This window comes from Gordonia sp. GONU, from assembly GCF_024733855.1.
Lineage (GTDB): Bacteria > Actinomycetota > Actinomycetes > Mycobacteriales > Mycobacteriaceae > Gordonia > Gordonia amicalis.
The window spans coordinates 144,572-166,040 of the sequence record NZ_JANRHB010000006.1 but is presented as its reverse complement, the minus strand read 5'-3'; the positions used below and the strand labels follow the sequence as shown (position 1 = coordinate 166,040).

Sequence of the window (21,469 nt, the reverse complement as noted above, 5' to 3'; positions counted from 1 at the left end):
CTATCCGACGATCGGGTGGCTCGAGACGAACGCGAGCAGGTCGTGGCGTGTGATGACGCCGATGGGCTTGCCGTCCTCGACGACCATCAGCGCATCGCTGTCGCCGAGTGCCTTGGTGGCAGCGCTGATCGGCTCACCGGAACCGATGAGCGGGAACGGATCTCCCATGTGCGCCGAGACCGGGTCGGCCAGGCTGGCGCGTCCCTCGAAGACGGCGCTGAGCAGGTCTCGCTCGGTGACCGCACCCGCGACCTCGCCGGCCATGACCGGCGGTTCGGCGCCGACGACCGGCATCTGGGACACCCCGTACTCGCGGAGGATCTCGATGGCGTCGCGCAACGTCTCCTGCGGGTGGGTGTGGACCAGGTCGGGCAGGGCGCCGGTCTTGCCGCGCAGCACGTCGCCGACCAGCGACTCCTTGGCGTTGGCGTCCAGCGGGGTGCGGAGGAAGCCGTAGCTGCTCATCCATTCGTCGTTGAAGATCTTGGCCATGTAGCCGCGTCCGCCGTCCGGCAGGAGTACGACGACGAGGGCGTCGGGCCCCTCGCGCTCGGCGACCTGCAGGGCGGCGACGACGGCCATACCGCAGGAACCGCCGACGAGGAGCCCTTCCTCGCGGGCGAGGCGGCGGGTCATGTCGAAGGAATCCGCGTCGGAGACCGCGATGATCTCGTCGGGGATCTCCGGGTCGTAGGCGGCCGGCCAGAAGTCCTCACCGACGCCTTCGACGAGGTACGGGCGTCCGGTCCCGCCGGAGTACACCGACCCTTCGGGGTCGACGCCGATGACCTTCACCGCACCGTTGGAGACCTCCTTGAGGTAGCGCCCGGTGCCGGTGATGGTGCCGCCGGTGCCGACGCCCGCCACGAAGTGCGTGACCTTCCCGTCGGTGTCGGCCCAGATCTCCGGGCCGGTGGTCTCGTAGTGACTCTGCGGGCCGGCCGGGTTGGCGTACTGGTTCGGCTTCCACCCGCCCTCGATCTCGCGGACCAGACGATCGGACACGCTGTAGTAGCTGTCGGGGTGCTCCGGCGGCACGGCGGTCGGGCACACGACGACCTCGGCACCGTAGGCACGCAGCACGTTGCGCTTGTCCTCGCCGACCTTGTCCGGGCAGACGAACACACACTTGTATCCGCGCTGCTGCGCGACGAGTGCGAGACCGACTCCGGTGTTGCCGGATGTCGGCTCGATGATGGTGCCGCCGGGCTTGAGTTCACCGGAGGCCTCGGCGGCGTCGATCATCCGGACCGCGATGCGGTCCTTGCTGCTCCCGCCGGGATTGAGGTACTCCACCTTGGCCGCGACCAGCCCGGATCCGGGCGAGGTCACGGAATTCAGCTTGACCAGAGGGGTGTTGCCCACCAGGTCCACAACGTGATTGGCGATGCGCATGAGTCCATGGTCCCAGAACCGTCGTGGTCCCCGACACTCGGCCACCGACACCCGGCCGTCGACCTCTAGACTGGCGGCCGTGTCCGGTTGGAGTCGCAAGGTCGGTGCCGACAGTTGGGCCTGGGGCCGGGTCTGCCGTGACGTGGGCGCCACGGCGGCAGCCACTGCGGCTGGAGCAAGTGCCGGATGGGCGGTCTGGAACTACCTCAACGGCCAGGCCGCGACGGCCCGCACCGTGATCCCGCACCGCACCGACAACGCCCCCGACGGCGACGGCGTCTATCACCCGGACGGCCGGGTGACGCGGTACACCCGCGACACCGAAGTCGACCTGTTCCTGACCGTCTTCGGCGACTCCACCGCGGCCGGACTCGGTGTCGACACGGCCGACGAGACGCCCGGTGTGCAGGTGGCACGACGAGTCGCGGCCGAGACCGGCAAGACCGTCCGCTACGCCAACAAGGCCATCGTCGGCGCGACGTCGAAGGGGTTGGCCGCCCAGATCGACGCGATGTTCATCGCCCACGAACGGCCGGATGTCGCGATCATCCTGATCGGCGCGAACGACGTGACGTCCCGCAACGGCATCCGCGCGTCGGCCCGCCGACTCGGCGACGCCGTGCGACTGCTCGTCGGCGGCGGCGCGAAGGTCGTCGTCGGCACCTGCCCCGACTTCGGCGTCATCACCGCCATCCCGCAGCCGCTGCGAACAGTGTTGCGGCAGTGGGGCCTTCGTTTGGCTGCGGCCCAACGCGCGGCGGTCCGTGCCGCGGGTGGGCGGTCGGTTCCGCTCGCCGACCTGATGGCCAAGGAGTTCCGGGCCCAGCTCGATTTCATGCTGTCCCCGGATCAGTACCACCCGTCGGCGGCGGGATACGCGCTGGCCGCCGACATCCTGATGCCACCGGTCCTCGACGCCATCGGCGAGTGGGGTTCGGCACCGTTACCCGAACCTCCCGAGGAATCCCCGGCGGTGGAGGAGTCGCGCGTGGCCACCGGACTCCGACGCCTGCTCAAGCAGGTGTGATCTACCACCCCATCAAACCAAGCATCTGCTTGGTTGGGGTAGCGTGGGCGCATGGCTGAAGCAGTGATCGTTTCCACCGCCCGCTCCCCGATCGGCCGCGCCGCCAAGGGATCCCTCAAAGACGTCCGTCCCGACGACCTGTCCCGCCAGATGGTGGAGGCGGCCCTCGCGAAGGTGCCCGAACTCGACCCGGCCGACATCGAGGACATCCACTGGGGCATCGGCCAGCCGGGCGGTCAGGGCGGCAACAACATCGCCCGCGTGATCGCCGTCGAACTCGGTTACGACCACATCCCCGGCGTCACGGTCAACCGCTACTGCTCGTCGTCGCTGCAGACCACACGTATGGCACTGCACGCCATCAAGGCCGGCGAGGCCGACGTCATCATCTCCGGCGGCGTCGAGAGCGTGTCGAGCTTTGGGATCTCCGGCGGTGCCGACGGCGCCCCGAACTCCAAGAACCCGATCTTCGACGACGCGATGGCGCGCACCGAACTCGCCGCCGCGGGCGACGCCGGGATCTGGCACGACCCCCGCCAGGACGGACTCATCCCCGACGTCTACATCGCGATGGGCCAGACCGCCGAGAACGTCGCGAGCTTCACCGGCATCTCGCGTGAGGACCAGGACCGCTGGGGCGTCCTCAGTCAGAACCGCGCGGAAGCGGCCATCAAGTCCGGCTTCTTCGCCCGCGAGATCGAACCGGTCACCCTGGCCGACGGCACCCAGGTCACCACCGACGACGGCCCGCGCGCGGGTACGACGTACGAGAAGATCTCGCAGCTCAAGCCGGTCTTCCGGCCCGACGGCACCATCACCGCCGGCAACGCCTGCCCGCTCAACGACGGTGCCGCCGCGCTGGTCATCATGAGCGACACCAAGGCGAAGGAACTCGGCCTGACGCCGCTGGCGCGCGTCGTCGCCACTGCCGCCACCGGACTGTCGCCCGAGATCATGGGCCTCGGTCCGATCGAGGCGATCCGCAAGGTGCTCAAGATCTCCGGGATGTCGCTGTCCGACATCGACCTCGTGGAGATCAACGAGGCCTTCGCCGTACAGGTGCTCGGCTCGGCGAACGAACTCGGCATCGACCACGACAAGCTGAACGTCTCGGGCGGCGCGATCGCTCTCGGCCACCCGTTCGGTATGACCGGTGCGCGGATCACGACCACCCTGCTCAACAACCTCCGCACCCATGACAAGACCTTCGGTATCGAGTCGATGTGCGTGGGTGGCGGTCAGGGTATGGCCATGGTTCTCGAGCGCCTCAGCTGACCCGCGCGTAGCGCCTCAACTGACCCGCGCGTAGCGCCTCAACTGACCCGCGCGTAGCGCCTCAACTGACCGAGGTCTCCTCTCGCTCTTCGACGCCCCTCGCCGCGTTCGGTCCCAGAACCGCGACGCTGCGAGGGGTTGTTCGTCGGTAGACGGCCCACGCGATCACGGCCCCACCGACGATGTAGATCTCGGCGGGGATGGCCCACACGTTGTTCGTCGCCGTGTTGTCGTGGATGTAGTACTGGGAGATGTGCCCGGCGAGGTCGCCGCCGTAGCTGATCGCCAGCGCCCACACCGCGGCGTCGAGCCATCCGCCGCGGTTGCGGATCCGGAACGTCAGCAGGCAGATCAACCCCACGGCGATGTCGTTCCACCCGAGCTCCCACTGGAACATCGACGGGATGAAGTCCGGTCCGATGTCCTTGGCGATCTCCGGGGCATTCGGTCCGACGTGCCCGAAGCCGCCGAAGACGCCGAACACTCCGCCGGGTACGAGAATCCAGAGCAGCACGAGTTCTGCACTGCGGCCGATGGTGCGTCGACGCGCCGACCTGTCCGCCAGGATGTGCACTATCGCGCCGACGATCATCAACGCGAGCTGAATCAGGAAAAACACCATCCTCGATGGTCGACACAGCTCTTGTCCGCGGATGCCCACTTGACACCTATTTCCTCCGCACAGACGACAACGAACCCCACACCGGCGCGGGTGTGGGGTTCGTTGTGAATCGGATGCGGGACCGCCGCGTCGGAACTAGTCCGAGTTGAAGTAGCTCAGCAGGCGCAGGATCTCGACGTACAGCCAGACCAGGGTGACGGTCAGGCCGAGGGCGACGCCCCATGCTGCGCGGTCGGGTGCGCCGGCGCGGATGAGACGGTCCGCCGAGTCGAAGTCGAGCAGGAAGCTGAACGCCGCCAGCGCGATGCAGCCCAGCGAGAAGATGATCGCGATCGGGCCGCCGTCGCGCAGGACACCGGCCTCGCCGGTGAACAGGCCGATCACCAGGTTGCCGACCATCAGCACGAGCACACCGATCATGCCGGCGAACAGCATGCGGGTGAAGCGCGGGGTGACGCGGATGGCGCCGATCTTGTACACGAACAGCATGCCGAAGAACACGCCGAACGTACCGAGAACCGCCTGTCCGATCAGGGCTCCGGCGGAGATGTCGCCGCCGACGACCAGGTTCGCGAAGGCGAAGGAGATCGAACCGACGAACAGTCCCTCGAATGCCGCGTAGGCGAGCACGATGGCCGGGTTGTCCTGCTTACGGCCGAAGCTCGCGATCAGGACGAGGACGAGACCGCCGATCGCACCGACCATCATCAGCGGCAGCGCGAGGCTGACCTGAGCGGACTCGGTGGCCCGGCTGCTGATGCCGAAGTAGGTCGCGATTGCGACGACGGTCAGGACGCCCAGGGTGATCGCGGTCTTGGTGACCACGTCGTCGATGGTGAGCTGCCGGGTGGCGGGCGGCGCCTGGGTGTAAGGGTCAGCTGCCTGACCGTATTTGTTCATCGCGACGCCGGTGCCGGCCGTGCCGGCCCCGAACCCCGCGTATCCGGATTGATTGTCGCGGACCACGCCGCGCATCACCGGATTGCTGCTCTCTCGCACGAAGCGCTCCTTAATCGGTACGGATCTATACCGTCTCAACGTCAAGCCATTCCTGTGAGTTCCCTGACGGGACGACAAGAGTGACCGTGTCGAATCCGACTTTACCGGCCCTTGACCATCTTGTCGTTCATCACTGTCTCTCGTGCTGCCGAGTCCGGAGGGTCGCCAGCCATGTCCGCGCGGTCTCGGGGTCCCCACAGTCGGTGTGAGCGGACATCACCGCACGTCCGAGGCACACTGCCTTGAGCGTGGCCTCGGCGCGCCGGAAGTCGTCCCCCCAGCCCAGTCCGGGTTTGGACAGCATCAGCGATGCGATGCCGTGCGCGGCGGCCCACAGTTCGAGGACCACGTCGTTCACGTCGTCGCGGCCGAACAACCCCTCGTCGGCGAGTTCGGTGACCGTGTCCACGAACCGGGTGTAGGCGCTGGCGACCAGCACCTGGTCGACCTTGGACGGATGCGCGGCGTCGGCTGGTTTCCCGAAGGCCACGCGGTAGAGCACCGGGGTCGCGACGGCGAACCGCACGTAGGCGAGGCCGAGCTGCAAGGCCCGCTCCAGCGGATCGTCTATGCCGTCGGCCGCGGAGGCCAGCTGATCGTCGAGGCGCTCGAAGTAGCGGGCGCACACGGCGTCGAGCAGGGCGTCTTTGTCGGCGAAGTGCAGGTAGATCGACGGTGGCGTGACGCCGACGCGAGTGGCGACCGCCCGGATCGACATGGCGGTGTCGTCACCATGCTCGACCAGCAGCTCGCCCGCGGCCTCGATGATCTCCTCGGCGAGGATCTCACCTGCTCCGCGAGGTGATCTCGCCCGTCTGCGTGTCGTCACTGTTCTCCTGCGCTCGGTTCTTCTCCTGTATCCGGTGTGGTTGTGGCGGGTCGTCCTCGGACACTTCCTCGGACAGACCGAAGCGGTCGTGGAGCTTCCTCAGCGGCGCCGGCGCCCACCAGTTGGCGCGTCCGGCGAGGCGCATGAACGCGGGCACCAGGAACATCCTGACCAGGGTCGCATCCATCAGCACCGCCAAGGCCAGCCCCACCCCAAACATACGCATGAATGACACTTCCGAGGCCGCGATCGCGGCGAACACGATGCTCATCAGCAGGGCCGCCGCGGTGATCACCCGACCGGTGCGCGCAAGGCCCAGTGCCACGGCATGATCGCTGGCCCCGCGGGTGCGATCGGACTTCAGCCATTCCTCGCGCACGCGTCCGAGCAGGAAGACCTCGTAATCCATCGAGAGACCGAACGCCACACAGAACAGCAGCACCGGCATGGTCGCGTTCAGCGTCCCGGTGGCCGTGGTGCCGAGGCCGCCGAGGTGCCCCTCCTGGAAGAACCACACCATCGCGCCGAAGGTCGCCGACAGCGACAGGATGTTCAGGACCAGCGCTTTCAGCGGGAGGACAACGCTGCCGGTGAAGAGGAACAGCAGGACGAACGTGGCGATCGCGATGAGCGCGAGCACCCAGGGCAGGTGGGCGTAGATCGAGCCGACGGTGTCATCGGTGGTCGCCGCAAGCCCGGTGACGAGGATCTCGGTACCGTTCGGCGCGGGGACCGCGCGCAGGTCGTCGAGTTGCCCGATGCCGGCATCGCTGGTCGGGTCCCGGTCGGTCGACACGTTGAGGATGTGGACGTCGCCGCGACTGTCGTCGGGACTGCCGGGCGCGACCGCCTGACCCTCGACGAAGGTCCCGGCCGACGAGCCCGCCGAATTGACGTCGTCGACCTGCGACAGCGCCGATGTGTACGCGGCGAGTGACTGCTGCCCCACCGGCCCCTGTACGACGATGGTGACCGCCGAGGAGAGGTCGACCTCGTAGTCGTCGCGGATCTCCTGCTGGATGGCGTGCGAACTCGCGGACTCCGGCAGCACGCGGTCGTCGGGGAAGCCCATCTTGAGTGACAGGAACGGTGCGCCGAGGACCAACAGGAAGATGGTGACGACGGCTGCGACGGGGAGCGCATGGCGTAGGACCCACTGGACGAGGCGGTACCACCAGGTGTCCTCCGGTTCGCGAGGCTGCGACGGCTGCAGACGCAGCAGACGGCGCGCGGGTTTGCGGGCGTCGAGCGCATCGATCCGGTCGCCGAGGAGCATCAGCACGGCCGGGGTCACGATGAGCGCGGAGAGGGCCGCGACGGCCACGACGCCCAGCCCGGCGAAGGCGAACGAGCGCAGGAAGTATTGCGGGAACAGCACCAACGCACTCAGGGAGAGCGCAACCGTCACCGCCGAGAACGCCACGATGCGGCCCGCGGTGGCCAGGGTCCGGACGATCGCGTCGGGGCGGTCGCGTCCCCGCTCGACCTCCTCGCGGTAGCGCGTGAGCAGCAGCAACGTGTAATCGATCGCGAGCGCCAGACCCATTGCGGTGGTGAGGTTCAGCGCGAACACCGAGACGTCGGTGATCGAACCGATCACCCGCAGCAGCGCGAAGGTCAAGATGATCGAGACGATGCCGATGCCGACGGGAATCGCCGCGGCGATGAGCCCACCGAAGACGAAGATCAGCACGATGAAGGTGATGGGAATGGCGATCGCCTCGGCCATCAACAGGTCCGACGCGGTCTGTTCGTTGACCTGGGAGTACACGAGCGCCTGGCCGCCGACGCGGATCGAGATCCCGTCGCGCTCGCCGGTGAACGCCTCCTCGATCTCCGCCGCCCGGGCGGGAGCCAGATCCTCGCCGCCCTCGAGCGAGACGATGATCAGCGCCGACGTCCGGTCGCGGCTGACCAGCGCCGAGTCGAGCGCCGGGTCGGCCCAGACGGACAGGATCTGGTCCTGCACGTTCTCGTTCGCGTCGAGTTCACGGATGACGTTGTCCGCCACGCTTTTCGCGGTCGGATCACGCGAGATGTCGACACCGGCCGGACCGTCGAGCTTGAGGACGACCTGGATGCCCCCGCGATTGAACGTCTCGTCGAGTACCTTGTCGGCCTTTGCGGAGCCCGCGTTCGGATCGCTGTAACCGCCGGCCAGCAGATGCTCGGCGGCGGTCGCGCCGTACGCACCACACACCACGATGAGGATGAAGGCGCCGAGCAGCACCCTCTTCGGCATCGAGATGATCAGCCGTGTCAATCGAACCACCGTGCGCCCCCTCGCCTCGGTCGACTTTACGGCGTTAAGTTATCAGCAGTAACTTACCGGGTCAATGGATCAACCTGCGTGGATCACCGAGTGCGGGTCGTGAGCAGCCGCACGATTCATACCGACTCCACGACGCACCGTTCGGAGCTCCCGTTCGATGACCACCGATTCCGAACCGAGCAGTCCCGTGGCACGGATGATCTCCCGCAACCGGATCGCCGGACGCGCGACGTCCACCAGATGGTGAAGCGGTGAACGTCGCAAACCCATGCGGCGGGCCACCGGACGCTCCACCCACCGGGTGGAAATCGCGGAGAAAGACGACCGGAGAATGGGACCCGTGACCACGTCGAGCGCGGACACCAGCACCGCGGGCACCGGGATCGGCGCCGCGCCCTGCACGACGCCGGGGAGGTCATAGCCCTCGTGGAGCAACGCCTTGATGAGCACCTTCGACGAATCGTCCGGTTCGAGTTCGAACTCGGCGGCAACCCGGAACAGATCGGCCGCCTCGGCGTGACTGACCGGGAGCAGGTCGTCGTCGACGCCGACGACCCAGCCGATCCACCGCCACAGGTGTGATCGCCTCGCGTTCGGCGCTGCTGTAGTGGATGCCGAAGTCACGCGCGACCACCAGCGGCAGAGCCAGGAACCCGCACGAGATCGTCATCATCGAGTAGGTCTGGTTGATCGGCACTCCCCACGCATCTTCATCCCAGCCCGCGGCGTCCTCCCCGTCGACGCGATGGGGGTGGCGAAGGGTGTCCCGGATGTACGCGTGGAGGAGCCGAATGCGCAGTGTCGCAACCCAACCGGGATTTCCCGGCAACATCGCTCCGGGCGTGGTGGCCTCCGCGACCCAGCGCGCCGTGGACTGCACCCGATCGCGCGTCCCCAGCCCCGGGCGGCCCGTGGCGACCAAGGGCCGCACGAAACCCTGCGCCTTGTACCCGTAGATCAGCGACTGATAGAGCGTCGACGATTGCAGGGTGCCGAATCGCCACCACGCACGCGCCCCCGACGCCGCGATTGCCGCGTCGAACCACGTGGGCGGGGTGCTCGTCGCCCTGAGCAGTCGGCGCATCGACGCCGGCATCTCGATCCGGTCGGGATCATCAGGCGCGGCCGGATCCGCGTGGGACTCCAGGAGATCGACCAATGTCGAGAACGACATCCCGCGTTCGCGGGCCTCGACGACCACCGCGTCGGCGAGCGGGTCACCCTGGGAGAGGCCGACTTCCAGCCGTTCGACGAGTTCGGGATGCCGCGTCCGGACAGCCTCCCAGTTCCGAGCGCCGGTCACCGCTGTCGCGTCCATGTCTCCGATGATCACCCGCTGCGGTGGGCGGGTCAAGGAAGAGGCAGGTCAAGGAACCTGACTATGCTCACCGGGAAGCCCCCATAGCCCAATTGGCAGAGGCAGCCGACTTAAAATCGGCACAGTGTCGGTTCGAGTCCGACTGGGGGCACTCGTTTCACAGGCGTCGACGACGATTCGGCGGACTCAGCGTGAGGTGCGCAGGTTCTCCGGCAGCGCCCTGGCGATCAGGCGGGCCATGGCCTGATTTCCTTTGAGGTGCTGGTGAAATCCGAGGTAGACACTGGTCGGCACGAAGCCCTCGAACCACTTGTCACGCGAGCACGCATCATGTCCCACGACCTGGTTCTGGATGTCGACGAAGATGGCGCCGTGACGCTCGGACACCTTCTCCAGGATCGTGTTGTACCTGCCGATGAAACTGTTCCGGATGAACGATATGTCGGCGTCGCTCGCCGGGTTGGCCGGATAGCACCCGCGGTCGCCGAAGTACCCACCCTGACCGACCACTGCGATGGCAGCGTCGGGTGCCCGCCCACGGACAGCCTCGAGCGACGAGTTGATCGCGGCCTCGAGCGCCCGCAGCCCGTGGTTGACCCCGTTCACATAGAAGGGATTGGTGCGGCAGCGCGAGTCCATACCCTCGATCGGCGCGATGCACCAGCGCGAGAGGTTGCCCCAGTCGGCATCGTTGGCACCGATCGAGATCGTGATCAGGTCCGCGTCGGGACGCACCGCCTGGATCTGCGGCGGATGGACTCCATCCAAGCGCAGCTGCGGCACCGAGGTGATGTTCTCCCCTTTTGCGCCCGCACAGGCAACTGTGCGAAATGACGTCGCACCGATGGTCTTCGCGAGCAGGTTCGGGTAGGCAGTCTCCGAACGCGAGCACCCCTGGACCTGGGTGAGCGTGGTCGGGCTGGCCGCTCGCGAATCACCCAGGGCGATGTAGGTGAGTGTCTTGCGCGCCGCGTTCGGCGGCGCGGCAAGCGCCGGAGCGGCACCGAGCCCCACGACGACGGACACGGCAATCACAGCAGTCACGACACGGGTCACGAAGGTGCGTGCGGAGGACGGCCCGCGAGAGGATCGCATGGACCGCATTCAACCAGGAGGTCCCGCTCCCGGCTCGATGTCATCCGTTCCGACGACTCGACGACCGATACACGAATCGACCCACTTGCGCATACGCCATCCGCTCGCTCAACCGCGAACTCAGCCTGCGCGCACCGTTGAACACATGCGCATCCTTCCCGACCACCGCGCGGACCCGACCGTCGAGCGCCGCGTCGATGATCCGACGCGCGGCCTTCTCCGGAGCCATCGCGAAACCCTTCGCGACGGCCTCGGGGGTGCCGAGGGCCTGAGAGGTCTTGCGCACGAGATCGGTCCAGATGGTGCCCGGGATGACAGTGGTCACGGTGACCTTCGACTTCTTCCCCCGAAGATCCTGCGCGAGGCCGTACGCGAAGAGCGCGACCGCGGCCTTGCTGGCCCCGTAGAACGCGGCGCCCGGGAACGGCGCGAGCCCGGACAGACTCGACGTGATGAGGATCAGTCCACCTTCGGGGCGCTGTTCGAGGTCGGGCAGGAAGGCCCGGGTGAGCCACACGGTGCCGAAGTAGTTGACGCGCATGAGCAGATCGACGCGGTCGTCGCCGACTTCCGCGATCGGCTGTGTGTCCTGAGCGATCCCCGCGATGTTGAACAACCCGTCGACCTGACCGACTTCGGCGCGCACGATCCCCGGAAACCGTTGCACCGCTTCGCGATCGCCGATATCGAGCACATGGGAACGGAAGCGGGACAAGTCCACCGCGAGCCGCCCGGTCTCAGCGAGACCGACCTCGTTGATGTCCGCGCCGACCACCGTCGCACCTCGAGAGACGAGATCGAGTGCGACACAACGCCCGATACCGTTGCCCGCGCCTGTCACCACGAAGATCTTGCCGCCGACGTCCACGCACCCTCCTCGACCGAACCGCTGCGGGCACCCTAGCAAGCGCTAGGTCGGCCCGCCCCGTTCGGGACTCTTCGGCCGAATTGGTTCGTGTCGGCACCGTGGTGATGTACTCGTGGCATGTCCACCCAGGTCCTGGCCGCCGATTCCTCTGTCGCGCTCCTCACCCTCGGCATCTCGCTGTATTCGATCGCGATCCTGGTGTGCCTCGGCATCGCGATCAACGCGGCCCGTTTCGGGCGCCGACGCCTGGCGATCACCATGGGGTGGGTGGTCGGCGTACTGACGGTCGCCGGCGTGATCGTGGCGATCCTCAGCAGCGTGCACGGAGGTTAGCGCGCCGTGTGAGCCCCGCCACTCCGGACCCACCACTGAGACAACTCTTGCATTATGCACCCGCCTGCAAGTTTGTAGGTTCTTGCAACTACCGTAGAGGAGTGCACCCCTCCGGACTCCGCGAGGCCAAGAAGGCCGCCACGCGCAAGGCGCTCGCGCGCGCCGTGCTCCGCCTGTCGATCCGCGACGGCATCGAACACGTGACCATCGACGCGGTGGCCGCCGAGGCGAACGTCTCGGTCCGCACCTTCCACAACTACTTCGGCGGCAAAGAAGACGCGCTTCTCCACTTCGTCGACTCCCTGCTGGATTCGGTCATCGAACGGATCGAGGCCCGACCGGCCGGCGAGAGCTTCTGGTGTTCGGTCCGGACCGCGCTCATCGAGACCGCCACCTCACTCGACGTCGGCGAGCCGGCCGAGATCGTCGCGCTGCTGCGACTTCTCGACACTGACCCGGCACTCACCGCCCGAACGCGCGACATCGACCTCGATCAGACGTTCGAGGCCCGACTTGCCCAGCTCTACGATCGCCGCGGCCAGCGGGCCGACGCGATGTACCCACACCTGGTCGTCCACACGGCGATCACCACCGCGCGGGTGGCCCTCGAGTACTTCGTGGCACGCAGCGAGCGCGCCGCACATGCGTCCGGCGGATCCATGCCACCCGTCCTGTCCACCGTGCTCGAGTCCGCCTTCGACCAGATGTCGGCCGGTCTGGGGCGTCCCGTCCCGCTTCTGAACGACCTGGCCGACGCATCCCACAAGGAGCCCTGACGTGGCAACACATATGTACCGACTCGGACGCTGGACGTACGAGAACCGTCTCAAGACGATCGCGATCTGGGTTCTCGTCCTCATCGGACTCGGTGTCGGCGCATCGCTGCTGGCCAAACCCGCGTCGGAATCGTTCTCCATCCCGGGCATCCCCTCGGAGAAGGCGCAGGACCTCATGGTCGAGCGCTTCCCCGGCGAGCCGTCTTTCGGCACCGACGTCAGCGTCACCTACGTGGTTCGGGCGCCCCAGGGTTCGACGCTGACCGAACCGCGGTACCAGCGGGCCATCGACGACATGGTCGTCGACCTCAAGAAGGTCGAGGCGGTCGAGAGCCCCGACTCGATCGTCAATCCGTTCGTCTCGTACGGCACCGAACAGTCCCCGGGCCGACTCAGAGAACTGTCCCAGACCTTCCAGGAGCGGACCTTCGGCAAGAGTGCCGCCGACGCGGCGGCCGATGCGCAGGCGACCTCGCCCATCAACTCCTCGTCCACCGTCGCGCAATTCGGTACGTCCTTCGCCGTGGAGGCGTCGTCGGACATCACCGAGACGACCCGCGCGCAGATGGACGCCGTCGCCGAGGACGGACGAGCCGCGGGACTGACCGTCGAGATGAAGGGCACGGCCACCCAGCAGTTCGAGCTCGGCATCACCTCGGAGCTGATCGGCATCGGCTTCGGCGCGCTGATCCTGATCCTCACGTTCGCCTCCCTGGTCGCCTGGGGTATGCCGATCATCACCGCGATCGTCGGCGTCGCGATCGGCATGCTCGGCATCCAGCTGGGCACCCATTTCTTCGACCTCAGCAAGGAGACCCCGATCCTCGCGACGATGATCGGGCTGGCCGTCGGTATCGACTACGCGCTGTTCATCGTGTCCCGATACCGGCACGAGATCCATCGGTCGGCGAACCGCGCCGATGCGGCCGGCCGGGCTGTCGGCACCGCCGGATCGGCGGTCGTGTTCGCGGGCAGCACTGTCGTGATCGCATTGGCGGCGCTGGGGATCGTCAACATCCCGTTCCTCACCGCGATGGGTGTCGCAGCCGCGGCCACGGTGATCGTCGCGGTTCTGGTCGCCCTGACCTTGCTACCGGCCATTCTCGGCCTGTTCGGCGGCAGGACCTTCGGTGGGCGCCTCCCCCGGCTCAACGCACCCGACGTGGAACCGCACGAGACCGAACGCGTGCACAACGGTCAGCGCTGGGTCCAGCGGATCGTCGCCCATCCGCGTGCCGTCACCGCCGTGATCGTCGGCGTCCTCGTCGTACTCGCGGTCCCGATGACAGGTCTCAAGCTGGCACTGCCCAACGACGGGACGTCCGAGCCGTCGACGACGCAGCGGCAGGCGTACGACATGGTCGCCGAAGGCTACGGTCCGGGATTCAACGGGCCGCTCGTCGTCGTCGCCGACGGGCGCGGTATCGAGGACACCGGAGATCGCCTCCGCACCTTCGACACCCTCGTCGACGACTTCGCCCAGATCGAGGGTGTGGCAATCGCGCAGATCGGCGCGGGCGGGCTCAACGAGGCCCGCGACACCGCGAAGATCACCATCATTCCGTCGACCGCTCCGTCCGACGAGGCCACCCCGAAACTGGTCCAGACGCTGCGGGACATGGAACCGCGGGTCGCCGCGACCACCGGCATCTCCTATGGGGTGACCGGACAGACCGCGATCGAACTCGACATCTCCGAGCGGTTGTCCGACTCGCTGATCCCCTACCTGCTGGTGGTGGTCGGGCTGGCGTTCATCCTGCTGATCATCGTGTTCCGGTCGATCCTGGTGCCGCTCACCGCCGCGCTGGGCTTCCTGCTCAGTGTCGCGGCGACCTTCGGTGTCACCGTCGCACTGTTCACCGACGGCGCCCTGGGGATCGTCGGCAATCCGCAACCGGTGGTGTCGTTCCTGCCGATCATGTTGGTGGGCATCGTTTTCGGTCTCGCCATGGACTACCAGGTGTTCCTCGTGACGCGAATGCGGGAGGCCTACGTGCACGGCGCCGACGCCACGACCGCCGTCGTCGAGGGCTACCGGCACTCCGCACGTGTCGTGGCGGCGGCTGCGGCGATCATGATCTCGGTGTTCGCGGCGTTCATGTTGCAGGACATGGCCTTCATCAAGGTGATGGGCTTCGCGCTGGCCGCGGCCGTCTTCTTCGACGCCTTCGTCGTCCGCATGACGCTGATGCCTGCGGTGCTGACGGTGCTCGGCGACAAGGCGTGGTGGCTGCCGCGCTGGCTCGACCGCATCTTGCCCAACGTCGACATCGAGGGCGAGAACCTCAGGCTCGACGACTCCGGCCCCGCGACCCGCACCTCCCCCGAGGCCGAGGTCCGCGCCGGCCGGTGACCGCGACGGTCTCGTTCAGTCGACCTCGAACTCGCCCAGTTTCGACCACTCGTCGCCGCCGACGGTGGTGTTGATGATGTCCGGGGTCCGCTGCAGGTACTTGGGCAGCTCCTGCTGGGCCTGCTTGAAATGCGGAGAGGTCACGTGCGCCTCGGCCGCGTCGTCGTCGAATGCCTCGACCAGCACGTAGGTGTTCGGGTCGTCGAGCGAACGCGACCAGTCGAACCATTTGTTGCCCGGTTCGGCACGGGTCGCCTCGGTGAACTCACGTGACAGCTCGGGCCATTCGTCCGCGTACTCGGGCTTGATCGGCCATTTCACGACGATGAGGATCATGCCTCGACCCTAGTCCCCCGGCGGCGGCACGAGCGTCGCAAAATGCGACTGGGACCACTGTCCCAAAATGTCTCGGCGAGCGACCGCTTGCGGCTGGTGAGATTCACGAGACCTCGACCGCGTCAGGGCATAGAGTGTGAAACCACAACAAATGTCTTCACATCTTTGCTGCAACGGAGGCGACATGCCGGACATCACCAAGTTCTACATCGACGGCCAGTGGGTGGACCCCGTCGAACTCAACCTCATCGACGTGATCAACCCGGCCACCGAGAAGGCGGCGGGTCAGGTGGCCATCGGGACTGCCGCCGACGTCGACGCCGCGGTGGACGCCGCGCGCCGCGCCTTCGAGACCTGGGGCCAGACCACCGTCGAGGAGCGCCTCGAGGTCATCAACCGGATCATCGCCGAATACCAGAACCGCATGGGCGATCTGGCTGCCGCGGTCACCGAGGAGATGGGTTCGCCGGTCGGCCTCACCAACGCCGCCCAGGTGCCGATCGGCCTCGGCCACCTGATGACCGCCGCCGCGCAGCTGCCCGGTTTCTCGTTCAGCGAGGACCGCGGCGGGCACCGCATCGTCAAGGAGCCGATCGGCGTCTGCGGCTTCATCACGCCGTGGAACTGGCCGCTCAACCAGGTCATGTGCAAGGTCGCCCCGGCTCTGGCCACCGGCTGCACCATGGTTCTCAAGCCCTCCGAGGTGGCACCGTTCAGCGCCGCCATCGTGGCCGAGATCTTCGACGCCGCAGGCGTTCCCGCCGGCGTGTTCAACCTCGTCAACGGTGACGGACCCGGCGTCGGCGCGGCATTGGCCGCCCACCCCGACATCGACATGATCTCGTTCACCGGCTCCACCCGCGCCGGCATCGAGGTCGCCAAGACCGCCGCGCCGTCGGTCAAGCGCGTCGCCCAGGAACTCGGCGGCAAGAGCCCGAACATCATCCTCGACGACGAGGACTTCGCGAAGAACGTCGCAGGCGGCATCGCGGCGATGATGATGAACTCCGGCCAGTCGTGCAACGCGCCCAGCCGCATGCTCGTGCCGTCCTCGCGTCTCGACGAGGTCGCCGAGATCGCGAAGTCGGTCGAGCCGAACATCACCGTCGGCGATCCGACGACCGAGGTCCAGCTCGGCCCGGTGGTCTCCGAGGCGCAGTTCGAGAAGATCCAGGGCCTCATCGAACGCGCGATCGCCGACGGCGCCACCCCGGTCATCGGTGGTGCGGGTCGTCCGGAAGGTCTCGAGACCGGCTACTACGTCAAGCCGACGGTGTTCACCAACGTCACCAATGACATGGAGATCGCCCGCACCGAGGTGTTCGGTCCGGTGCTCGTCGTCATCGGCTACGACTCGATCGACGAGGCGATCAAGATCGGCAACGACACCGAGTACGGCCTCGCCGGTTATGTGTCCGGCAAGGACCTCGACGAGGTCCGCCGCATCGGTTCGCGCATCCGCGCGGGTTCGATCGGACTCAACGGTGCCACCGTCGACCCGGTCGCGCCGTTCGGTGGTTACAAGAAGAGCGGCAACGGTCGCGAATGGGGCGACTACGCCTTCGACGAGTTCCTCGAGGTCAAGTCGCTGCTCGGCTATGGCTCCTGACGCCGCACCGGGTCTGACACCCCTCTGACCGGCGGGCGCGTCCACTGCGGATGCGCCCGCCGGTTTCTCGCGCGTTCACCCCGGCCCCCTCCGCCGGCTGAGCCGGTACCGAGCGAAGCGAGGCACCGCGTCGAAGCCCCCACCTCAGGCAGACGACACCCGCTCGATCGGGTCGGTGGCACGGAAGTCGTCGCGCTCGACGACCCACGACACCGCGGTTCCGGCGACGAGCCCCCAGAACGCCGACCCGATGTTCAGGACGGTCAGATCCGACACCGTGACCAGGAAGGTCACCAGCGCTCCCGTCGTGAATCGGGAGCTGAACGCTCCGCGGAACGCTCCCTGGAGGGCCCCGAGCAACGCCAGCCCGCCCACCGTCGCGATGAACGCCGAGGGCATCGCCTGCATGAGCATGACGAACACGGGCGCGAACACCCCGATCACGATCGCGAGAAGTCCGAAGGTCAGTGCGGCGATGTACTGCCGGTCCCGGCGGCCGCCCGACACCAGCAGCGCGTTGGTGGGGCCGGTCAGGCAGGACGAGATGGCGCCGACCGATGCCGCGAGTGCCGACCACACGCCACTGGCGAGGGCGATCACGTTGACCGGCGGATGGTGTCCGGCCTCGCGCAGCACCGCGACACCCTGGCCGTTCTGGACGACGATCACGGTGATGGCCAGCGGCACAACCAGTTCCATCGCGGCACGAACGGTGAATTCCGGGGTGGTGAACACGGGCACGGCCACGATCGTCGACGCCGCGGCGTCGACGTGGAAGGACCCGGTCGCGACGACCGCGATCGCACCCACCACGAACGCCCCGATGATCGGTGGCACCCGCCGGCTCACCGTCCGGTGGCAGTGCAGTGCGAAGAAGGCGACGACGATCGGTACCGCGACCCGCGGGTCGGCGCCGACCGCCCCGACGATGTCCAGACCGAATTGCAGGAACACACCCGCGACCATGCCCATCACGATGGGCATCGGTATCAACGACATCGCTTGTCGCACAAGACCTGTCATACCGACGAGGATGATGAGCAGACCGGTCAGGAGAAATGCACCGACCACCTCGGCCCAGGTCAGGTGTTGTACCGCCGCGCCGACCAGCACGGTGCCGGGGATCGTCCATGCGAATCCGAGCGGCATCCGGTAGATCCAGCTCGCGACCACCGTCAGGATTCCGTTGAGCACGAAGACACCGAAGATCCACGATGTCAGCTGCGCGGTCGTGAGGTCGCCTGCCGCGCCCGCTGCCAGGATCACCGCCACCGGACCGGACGCGGCGAAGATCAGCCCGATCAGTCCGTTCGCGAGGTAGGCCCCGCCCGCGTCGCGCAGTATCGACGACGGACCCGGCCGGGTACCGGGCGGCCGCTCGAAGCTGGGTGCGTACATGTGGGCGAGGGTAGTTGCGCATTCGGCAAGAACAAGGACACAGTTTCCGGGGATTGATCGCAGGTGTTTATCGACGATCACCCTGCGGCGTAGGCGTCCTGGGTACGATTCACGTTCATGCTGATCCCCACCCATCCCGACTCCACGACCGTCCTCGATGTCGAGGTGACCGGGTCCGGCGAACCGCTCCTGCTCATCGCGGGAATGTCAGCGCATCGGGAGATGTGGACCGATGAACTCCTCGACGCACTCACCCGGCACTTCGAGGTCGCCGTCTACGACCACCGCGGCATCGGCGAGAGCAGTCGGGCCGAGGGCGCGTTCACCATCGCCGATCTCGCCGCCGACGCGCGTGGCGTCCTCGACGGACTCGGCTGGGACACCGCGCACGTCCTGGGCACGTCGATGGGCGGCATGATCGCCCAGGAGCTGGTCCTCGCCCATCCCGATCGCGTACGCAGCCTCGTCCTCGGCTGCACCACCGCGGGCGGACCGGGGGCCATCGGCACGTCCGGTGCCCTGCGTCTCGTCGAGGCCATCGCTTCCCGGGATGCCGCGCGGGTCGCCCGAACCGCCTTCGAGGTCAACCTCTCCCCGGAGTTCTGCTCCGGGGACGGCGCATTCGATCGCTTCACCCGGTCCTCGACGCTACGCAAGGTGCCATCGGCGGTGGTCGCCTATCAGGCCACGGCCTGTGGCGGCCACGACACCCGCGACCGATTGGACACCATCAGCGTGCCGACCACCGTCATCCACGGTGACGTCGACGAGGTCATCGGGGTCGCCGAGGGCGAACGGCTCGCCGCCGGGATCCCCGGCGCCACCCTGGAACGCTGGCCCGGCGTCGGGCACATGTTCTGGTGGGAACGTCCGGAGCAGACCGCCGAGATCACGATCCGCACCGCGAAGTCGGCGCGCGCGTAACGCCCGTCGGGTCGTCGAACGACATTCTTGACATCGGCACCGACCGCGATCTTCGGGTGGCCGCGTACGTCAGGAGTTCTATGTCGCATTCATCCAAGATCCGTCGTCTCTCGTCTGGGCAACGCATCCTGACCGGCATCTCGGTCGTCGCGATCCTCACCCTCGGCCTGTTCGGGGCGAGCACGTTGCTCAACTCGTCGAACACGGCCAGCGCCCTGCGCGGCCATCCGGAGGTGTTGCGCCCGGGCTGCACCTGGGACAAGTCCGGATACTTCGTGCAGAACTGCAAGGTCTGGTCGGAATCCCAGCAGCGCGACGTGATCGTGCAGATCCGCGCGTCGAGCGGCAGCGACAGCGGCGTCTACCTGCTCGACGGCATGCGGGCCAGCGAGACTCGCTCTGCCTGGACCACCGACGTCCAGGCGGCCCGCGTCTACGACGCCAAGGCCGACACCACGCTGGTCATGCCGGTGGGCGGCGCGTCGTCGTTCTACACCGACTGGGACGGCGGTGCGGGCGACAAGAACACCGTCATCAAGCAGGAGACCTTCCTGACGTCCGAACTGCCTGCGTACCTCGAGAAGGAGTTCGGGGTGGCGCGCAACAACAACGCGATCGTCGGTCTCTCGATGTCGGGCGGTCCCGCGGTCACGCTCGCCGAACGGCACCCGGAGCAGTTCAAGGTGGTCCAGGCGATGTCGGGTTACTACCAGACCGACAATCCGATCGGCGCCCTCGGCGTCTTCGCGACGCAGAGCCTGGTGTCGAACTACGTCAGCGGCGTGGTCAACATGTGGGGCGCGCCGGGCGGAGACCGCTGGACCGACAACGACCCGTCGAAGAACGTCGGCAAGCTCGCCGAGAACGGCCAGGTCCTGATCATCTCGTCGGGCAACGGGTTCCTCACCCCGTCCGAGATGGCGAAGCTCGCGCCCCAGGATCAGATCTCGGCGATCGCACTCGAGATCCTGTCCGCGGTGTCAACCGTCCTGATGCAGCTGCAGGCCAAGCAGTCCGGTGCATCGGTGATCTCGCTGCCCAACTACGGCGGTCACACCTGGGAGAACTGGGGCCGCGCCCTCGGCGACGGCAAGGGGCACGTACTCGAGGCACTGCGCAACAATCCGCCGGTCACGGAGAAGACGACGGTCGTCTCGGCGTCGGGCAGCCCCGACCCCGAGGGCCCCGCGAAGGTCACCATGGCGGCGAAGAATGCCGCCACGGCCTCCCCCGCACTCGACGCCTCGGTCCTGGCCGCGCTGCAGTCGACGGACGCGTCCAGCGCATCCTCGGGGACTCCGGCGGCGTCCGAATCAGCGGCCTCGTCCGAGGCCTCGGGATCGGCTGCCCCGTCGACCGGTGACGTGTCGGCGTCGGTGCCCGCAGCACCCGAGTCGGCAGCGGCCGAATCTGCCGCGCCCGCAGAGGAATCGGCCCCAGAGGAATCGGCCGCGGCAAGCACGACGAAGCCCACGATCCCGCAGCTCGCGCCGACGGGACCGGCCCGGTCGGACGGGTCTGTCCCCTCGACGACCACGACCACCACGCCAGGGCGGTGACCCGACTTCGCTCGCAGCCGTTAGCGTTACGGCGTGAACTCTGACTTGGCCGACCTGGTCGGCACCGACACGATCGCCGTGGTGGTCGCCTCTGGGGCGATCCTGGTCTGGGGCCTGGCGCTCGGAGTGTAGAAGTACCACGGGATCCGCACGTCGCCCGAGCACAGCGCGCATGTGTACGTCGACATCGCTCACCGTGCGGCACTGATGTACTCGTTCGCGACCCTCGTCCTCGCCGCGCTGGTCGAGCTGAGTGCGTTCGCGCCGGTCGTCAACGTGCTGGCCGCGGCGGTCCCGATCGTGTTCTTCGTCGCCGCGATCGCGTCGTACTGCATCCACGGCGCACTCCGCGACACCACCAATCAGTTCGAGAAGCCGATGCCGGGGACGTACCTGTTCATGGTCGCGCTGATCGTCGGCGAGATCGGCGGAGTGCTGGTCCTGCTCGCCGGGGTCGTCGTGCGGCTGGCCTGATCGGCCG

General features: G+C 67.4%; 17 protein-coding genes, 1 tRNA gene and 2 pseudogenes. 10 read left to right on the top strand and 10 right to left on the bottom strand.

Annotated features, from left to right (window positions below; translation table 11 throughout):
• Entirely contained in the window at nt 1-1,395 is a 1,395-nt protein-coding gene (locus NWF34_RS08505) for a cystathionine beta-synthase (protein WP_006434378.1), read from the bottom strand.
• 79 nt (nt 1,396-1,474) lie between these two features.
• Here NWF34_RS08505 and NWF34_RS08500 point away from each other — a divergent pair, with 79 nt between their 5' ends.
• On the top strand, nt 1,475-2,422 hold the full coding sequence (locus tag NWF34_RS08500; RefSeq protein WP_198362503.1) for an SGNH/GDSL hydrolase family protein: 948 nt from the start codon (nt 1,475-1,477) through the stop codon (nt 2,420-2,422).
• Between the two features lie 51 nt (nt 2,423-2,473).
• Entirely contained in the window at nt 2,474-3,697 is a 1,224-nt protein-coding gene (locus NWF34_RS08495) for an acetyl-CoA C-acetyltransferase (RefSeq protein WP_096273684.1), read from the top strand.
• A 61-nt stretch (nt 3,698-3,758) separates the two neighbouring features.
• On the opposite strand, the gene NWF34_RS08490 is transcribed toward NWF34_RS08495, so the two are convergent.
• The 5 genes and pseudogenes from NWF34_RS08490 to NWF34_RS08470 form a co-directional block, all read right to left on the bottom strand.
• On the bottom strand, nt 3,759-4,319 hold the full coding sequence (locus NWF34_RS08490; protein WP_096273682.1) for a DUF6790 family protein: 561 nt from the start codon (nt 4,317-4,319) through the stop codon (nt 3,759-3,761).
• A 135-nt stretch (nt 4,320-4,454) separates the two neighbouring features.
• Complete coding sequence (locus tag NWF34_RS08485) at nt 4,455-5,318, bottom strand: Bax inhibitor-1/YccA family protein (protein WP_096273680.1); 864 nt, start codon at nt 5,316-5,318, stop codon at nt 4,455-4,457.
• Nucleotides 5,319-5,448: 130 nt separating this feature from the next.
• Nucleotides 5,449-6,147, bottom strand: a complete 699-nt coding sequence (locus tag NWF34_RS08480; protein WP_096273678.1) for a TetR/AcrR family transcriptional regulator — start codon at nt 6,145-6,147, stop codon at nt 5,449-5,451.
• Entirely contained in the window at nt 6,104-8,389 is a 2,286-nt protein-coding gene (locus tag NWF34_RS08475; RefSeq protein ID WP_258324721.1) for an MMPL family transporter, read from the bottom strand. The genes NWF34_RS08480 and NWF34_RS08475 overlap by 44 nt, the downstream gene beginning before the upstream one ends.
• Before the next feature lie 99 nt (nt 8,390-8,488).
• Nucleotides 8,489-9,737 (bottom strand): annotated as a pseudogene (locus NWF34_RS08470) (oxygenase MpaB family protein).
• A 77-nt stretch (nt 9,738-9,814) separates the two neighbouring features.
• Here NWF34_RS08470 and NWF34_RS08465 point away from each other — a divergent pair.
• Nucleotides 9,815-9,888: transfer RNA gene (locus NWF34_RS08465), tRNA-Leu, on the top strand.
• A gap of 35 nt (nt 9,889-9,923) precedes the next feature.
• On the opposite strand, the gene NWF34_RS08460 is transcribed toward NWF34_RS08465, so the two are convergent.
• Both NWF34_RS08460 and NWF34_RS08455 read right to left on the bottom strand, forming a co-directional pair.
• Nucleotides 9,924-10,781 (bottom strand): SGNH/GDSL hydrolase family protein, encoded by an 858-nt coding sequence (locus NWF34_RS08460; RefSeq protein ID WP_248664721.1) that lies wholly within the window; start codon nt 10,779-10,781, stop codon nt 9,924-9,926.
• A gap of 91 nt (nt 10,782-10,872) precedes the next feature.
• Nucleotides 10,873-11,700: an SDR family oxidoreductase gene (locus NWF34_RS08455; protein ID WP_006434368.1), complete on the bottom strand. Its 828-nt coding sequence runs from the start codon at nt 11,698-11,700 to the stop codon at nt 10,873-10,875.
• Between the two features lie 117 nt (nt 11,701-11,817).
• Here NWF34_RS08455 and NWF34_RS08450 point away from each other — a divergent pair, with 117 nt between their 5' ends.
• From NWF34_RS08450 to NWF34_RS08440, 3 genes are all read left to right on the top strand, one after another.
• Nucleotides 11,818-12,033 carry a hypothetical protein gene (locus tag NWF34_RS08450; RefSeq protein WP_006434367.1) on the top strand — a complete coding sequence of 72 codons (216 nt, stop codon included), beginning with the start codon at nt 11,818-11,820 and terminating at the stop codon, nt 12,031-12,033.
• Nucleotides 12,034-12,134: 101 nt separating this feature from the next.
• Entirely contained in the window at nt 12,135-12,809 is a 675-nt protein-coding gene (locus NWF34_RS08445; protein WP_024497786.1) for a TetR/AcrR family transcriptional regulator, read from the top strand.
• Between the two features lies 1 nt (nt 12,810).
• Nucleotides 12,811-15,162 (top strand): MMPL family transporter, encoded by a 2,352-nt coding sequence (locus NWF34_RS08440; RefSeq protein ID WP_006434365.1) that lies wholly within the window; start codon nt 12,811-12,813, stop codon nt 15,160-15,162.
• Between the two features lie 15 nt (nt 15,163-15,177).
• Here NWF34_RS08440 and NWF34_RS08435 read toward each other — a convergent pair whose 3' ends face one another.
• On the bottom strand, nt 15,178-15,498 hold the full coding sequence (locus tag NWF34_RS08435; protein ID WP_006434364.1) for a putative quinol monooxygenase: 321 nt from the start codon (nt 15,496-15,498) through the stop codon (nt 15,178-15,180).
• Nucleotides 15,499-15,682: 184 nt separating this feature from the next.
• Between NWF34_RS08435 and NWF34_RS08430 the strand changes: the two genes are divergently transcribed.
• Entirely contained in the window at nt 15,683-17,107 is a 1,425-nt protein-coding gene (locus NWF34_RS08430) for an aldehyde dehydrogenase family protein (protein WP_191834862.1), read from the top strand.
• Between the two features lie 144 nt (nt 17,108-17,251).
• Here the strand turns inward: NWF34_RS08430 and NWF34_RS08425 are convergent, their stop codons facing one another.
• Entirely contained in the window at nt 17,252-18,505 is a 1,254-nt protein-coding gene (locus NWF34_RS08425; protein WP_258324684.1) for a benzoate/H(+) symporter BenE family transporter, read from the bottom strand.
• Nucleotides 18,506-18,622: 117 nt separating this feature from the next.
• Here NWF34_RS08425 and NWF34_RS08420 point away from each other — a divergent pair, with 117 nt between their 5' ends.
• From NWF34_RS08420 to NWF34_RS08410, 3 genes and pseudogenes are all read left to right on the top strand, one after another.
• A complete protein-coding gene (locus NWF34_RS08420) occupies nt 18,623-19,429 on the top strand; it encodes an alpha/beta fold hydrolase (RefSeq protein ID WP_258324683.1) in 807 nt (268 codons plus the stop codon).
• Between the two features lie 80 nt (nt 19,430-19,509).
• The gene (locus NWF34_RS08415) at nt 19,510-20,988 is read left to right on the top strand and encodes an alpha/beta hydrolase family protein (RefSeq protein WP_096273664.1); all 1,479 of its coding nucleotides are present in this window, start codon (nt 19,510-19,512) and stop codon (nt 20,986-20,988) included.
• Nucleotides 20,989-21,021: 33 nt separating this feature from the next.
• Nucleotides 21,022-21,462 (top strand): annotated as a pseudogene (locus tag NWF34_RS08410) (hypothetical protein).
• Nucleotides 21,463-21,469 lie beyond the last annotated feature (7 nt).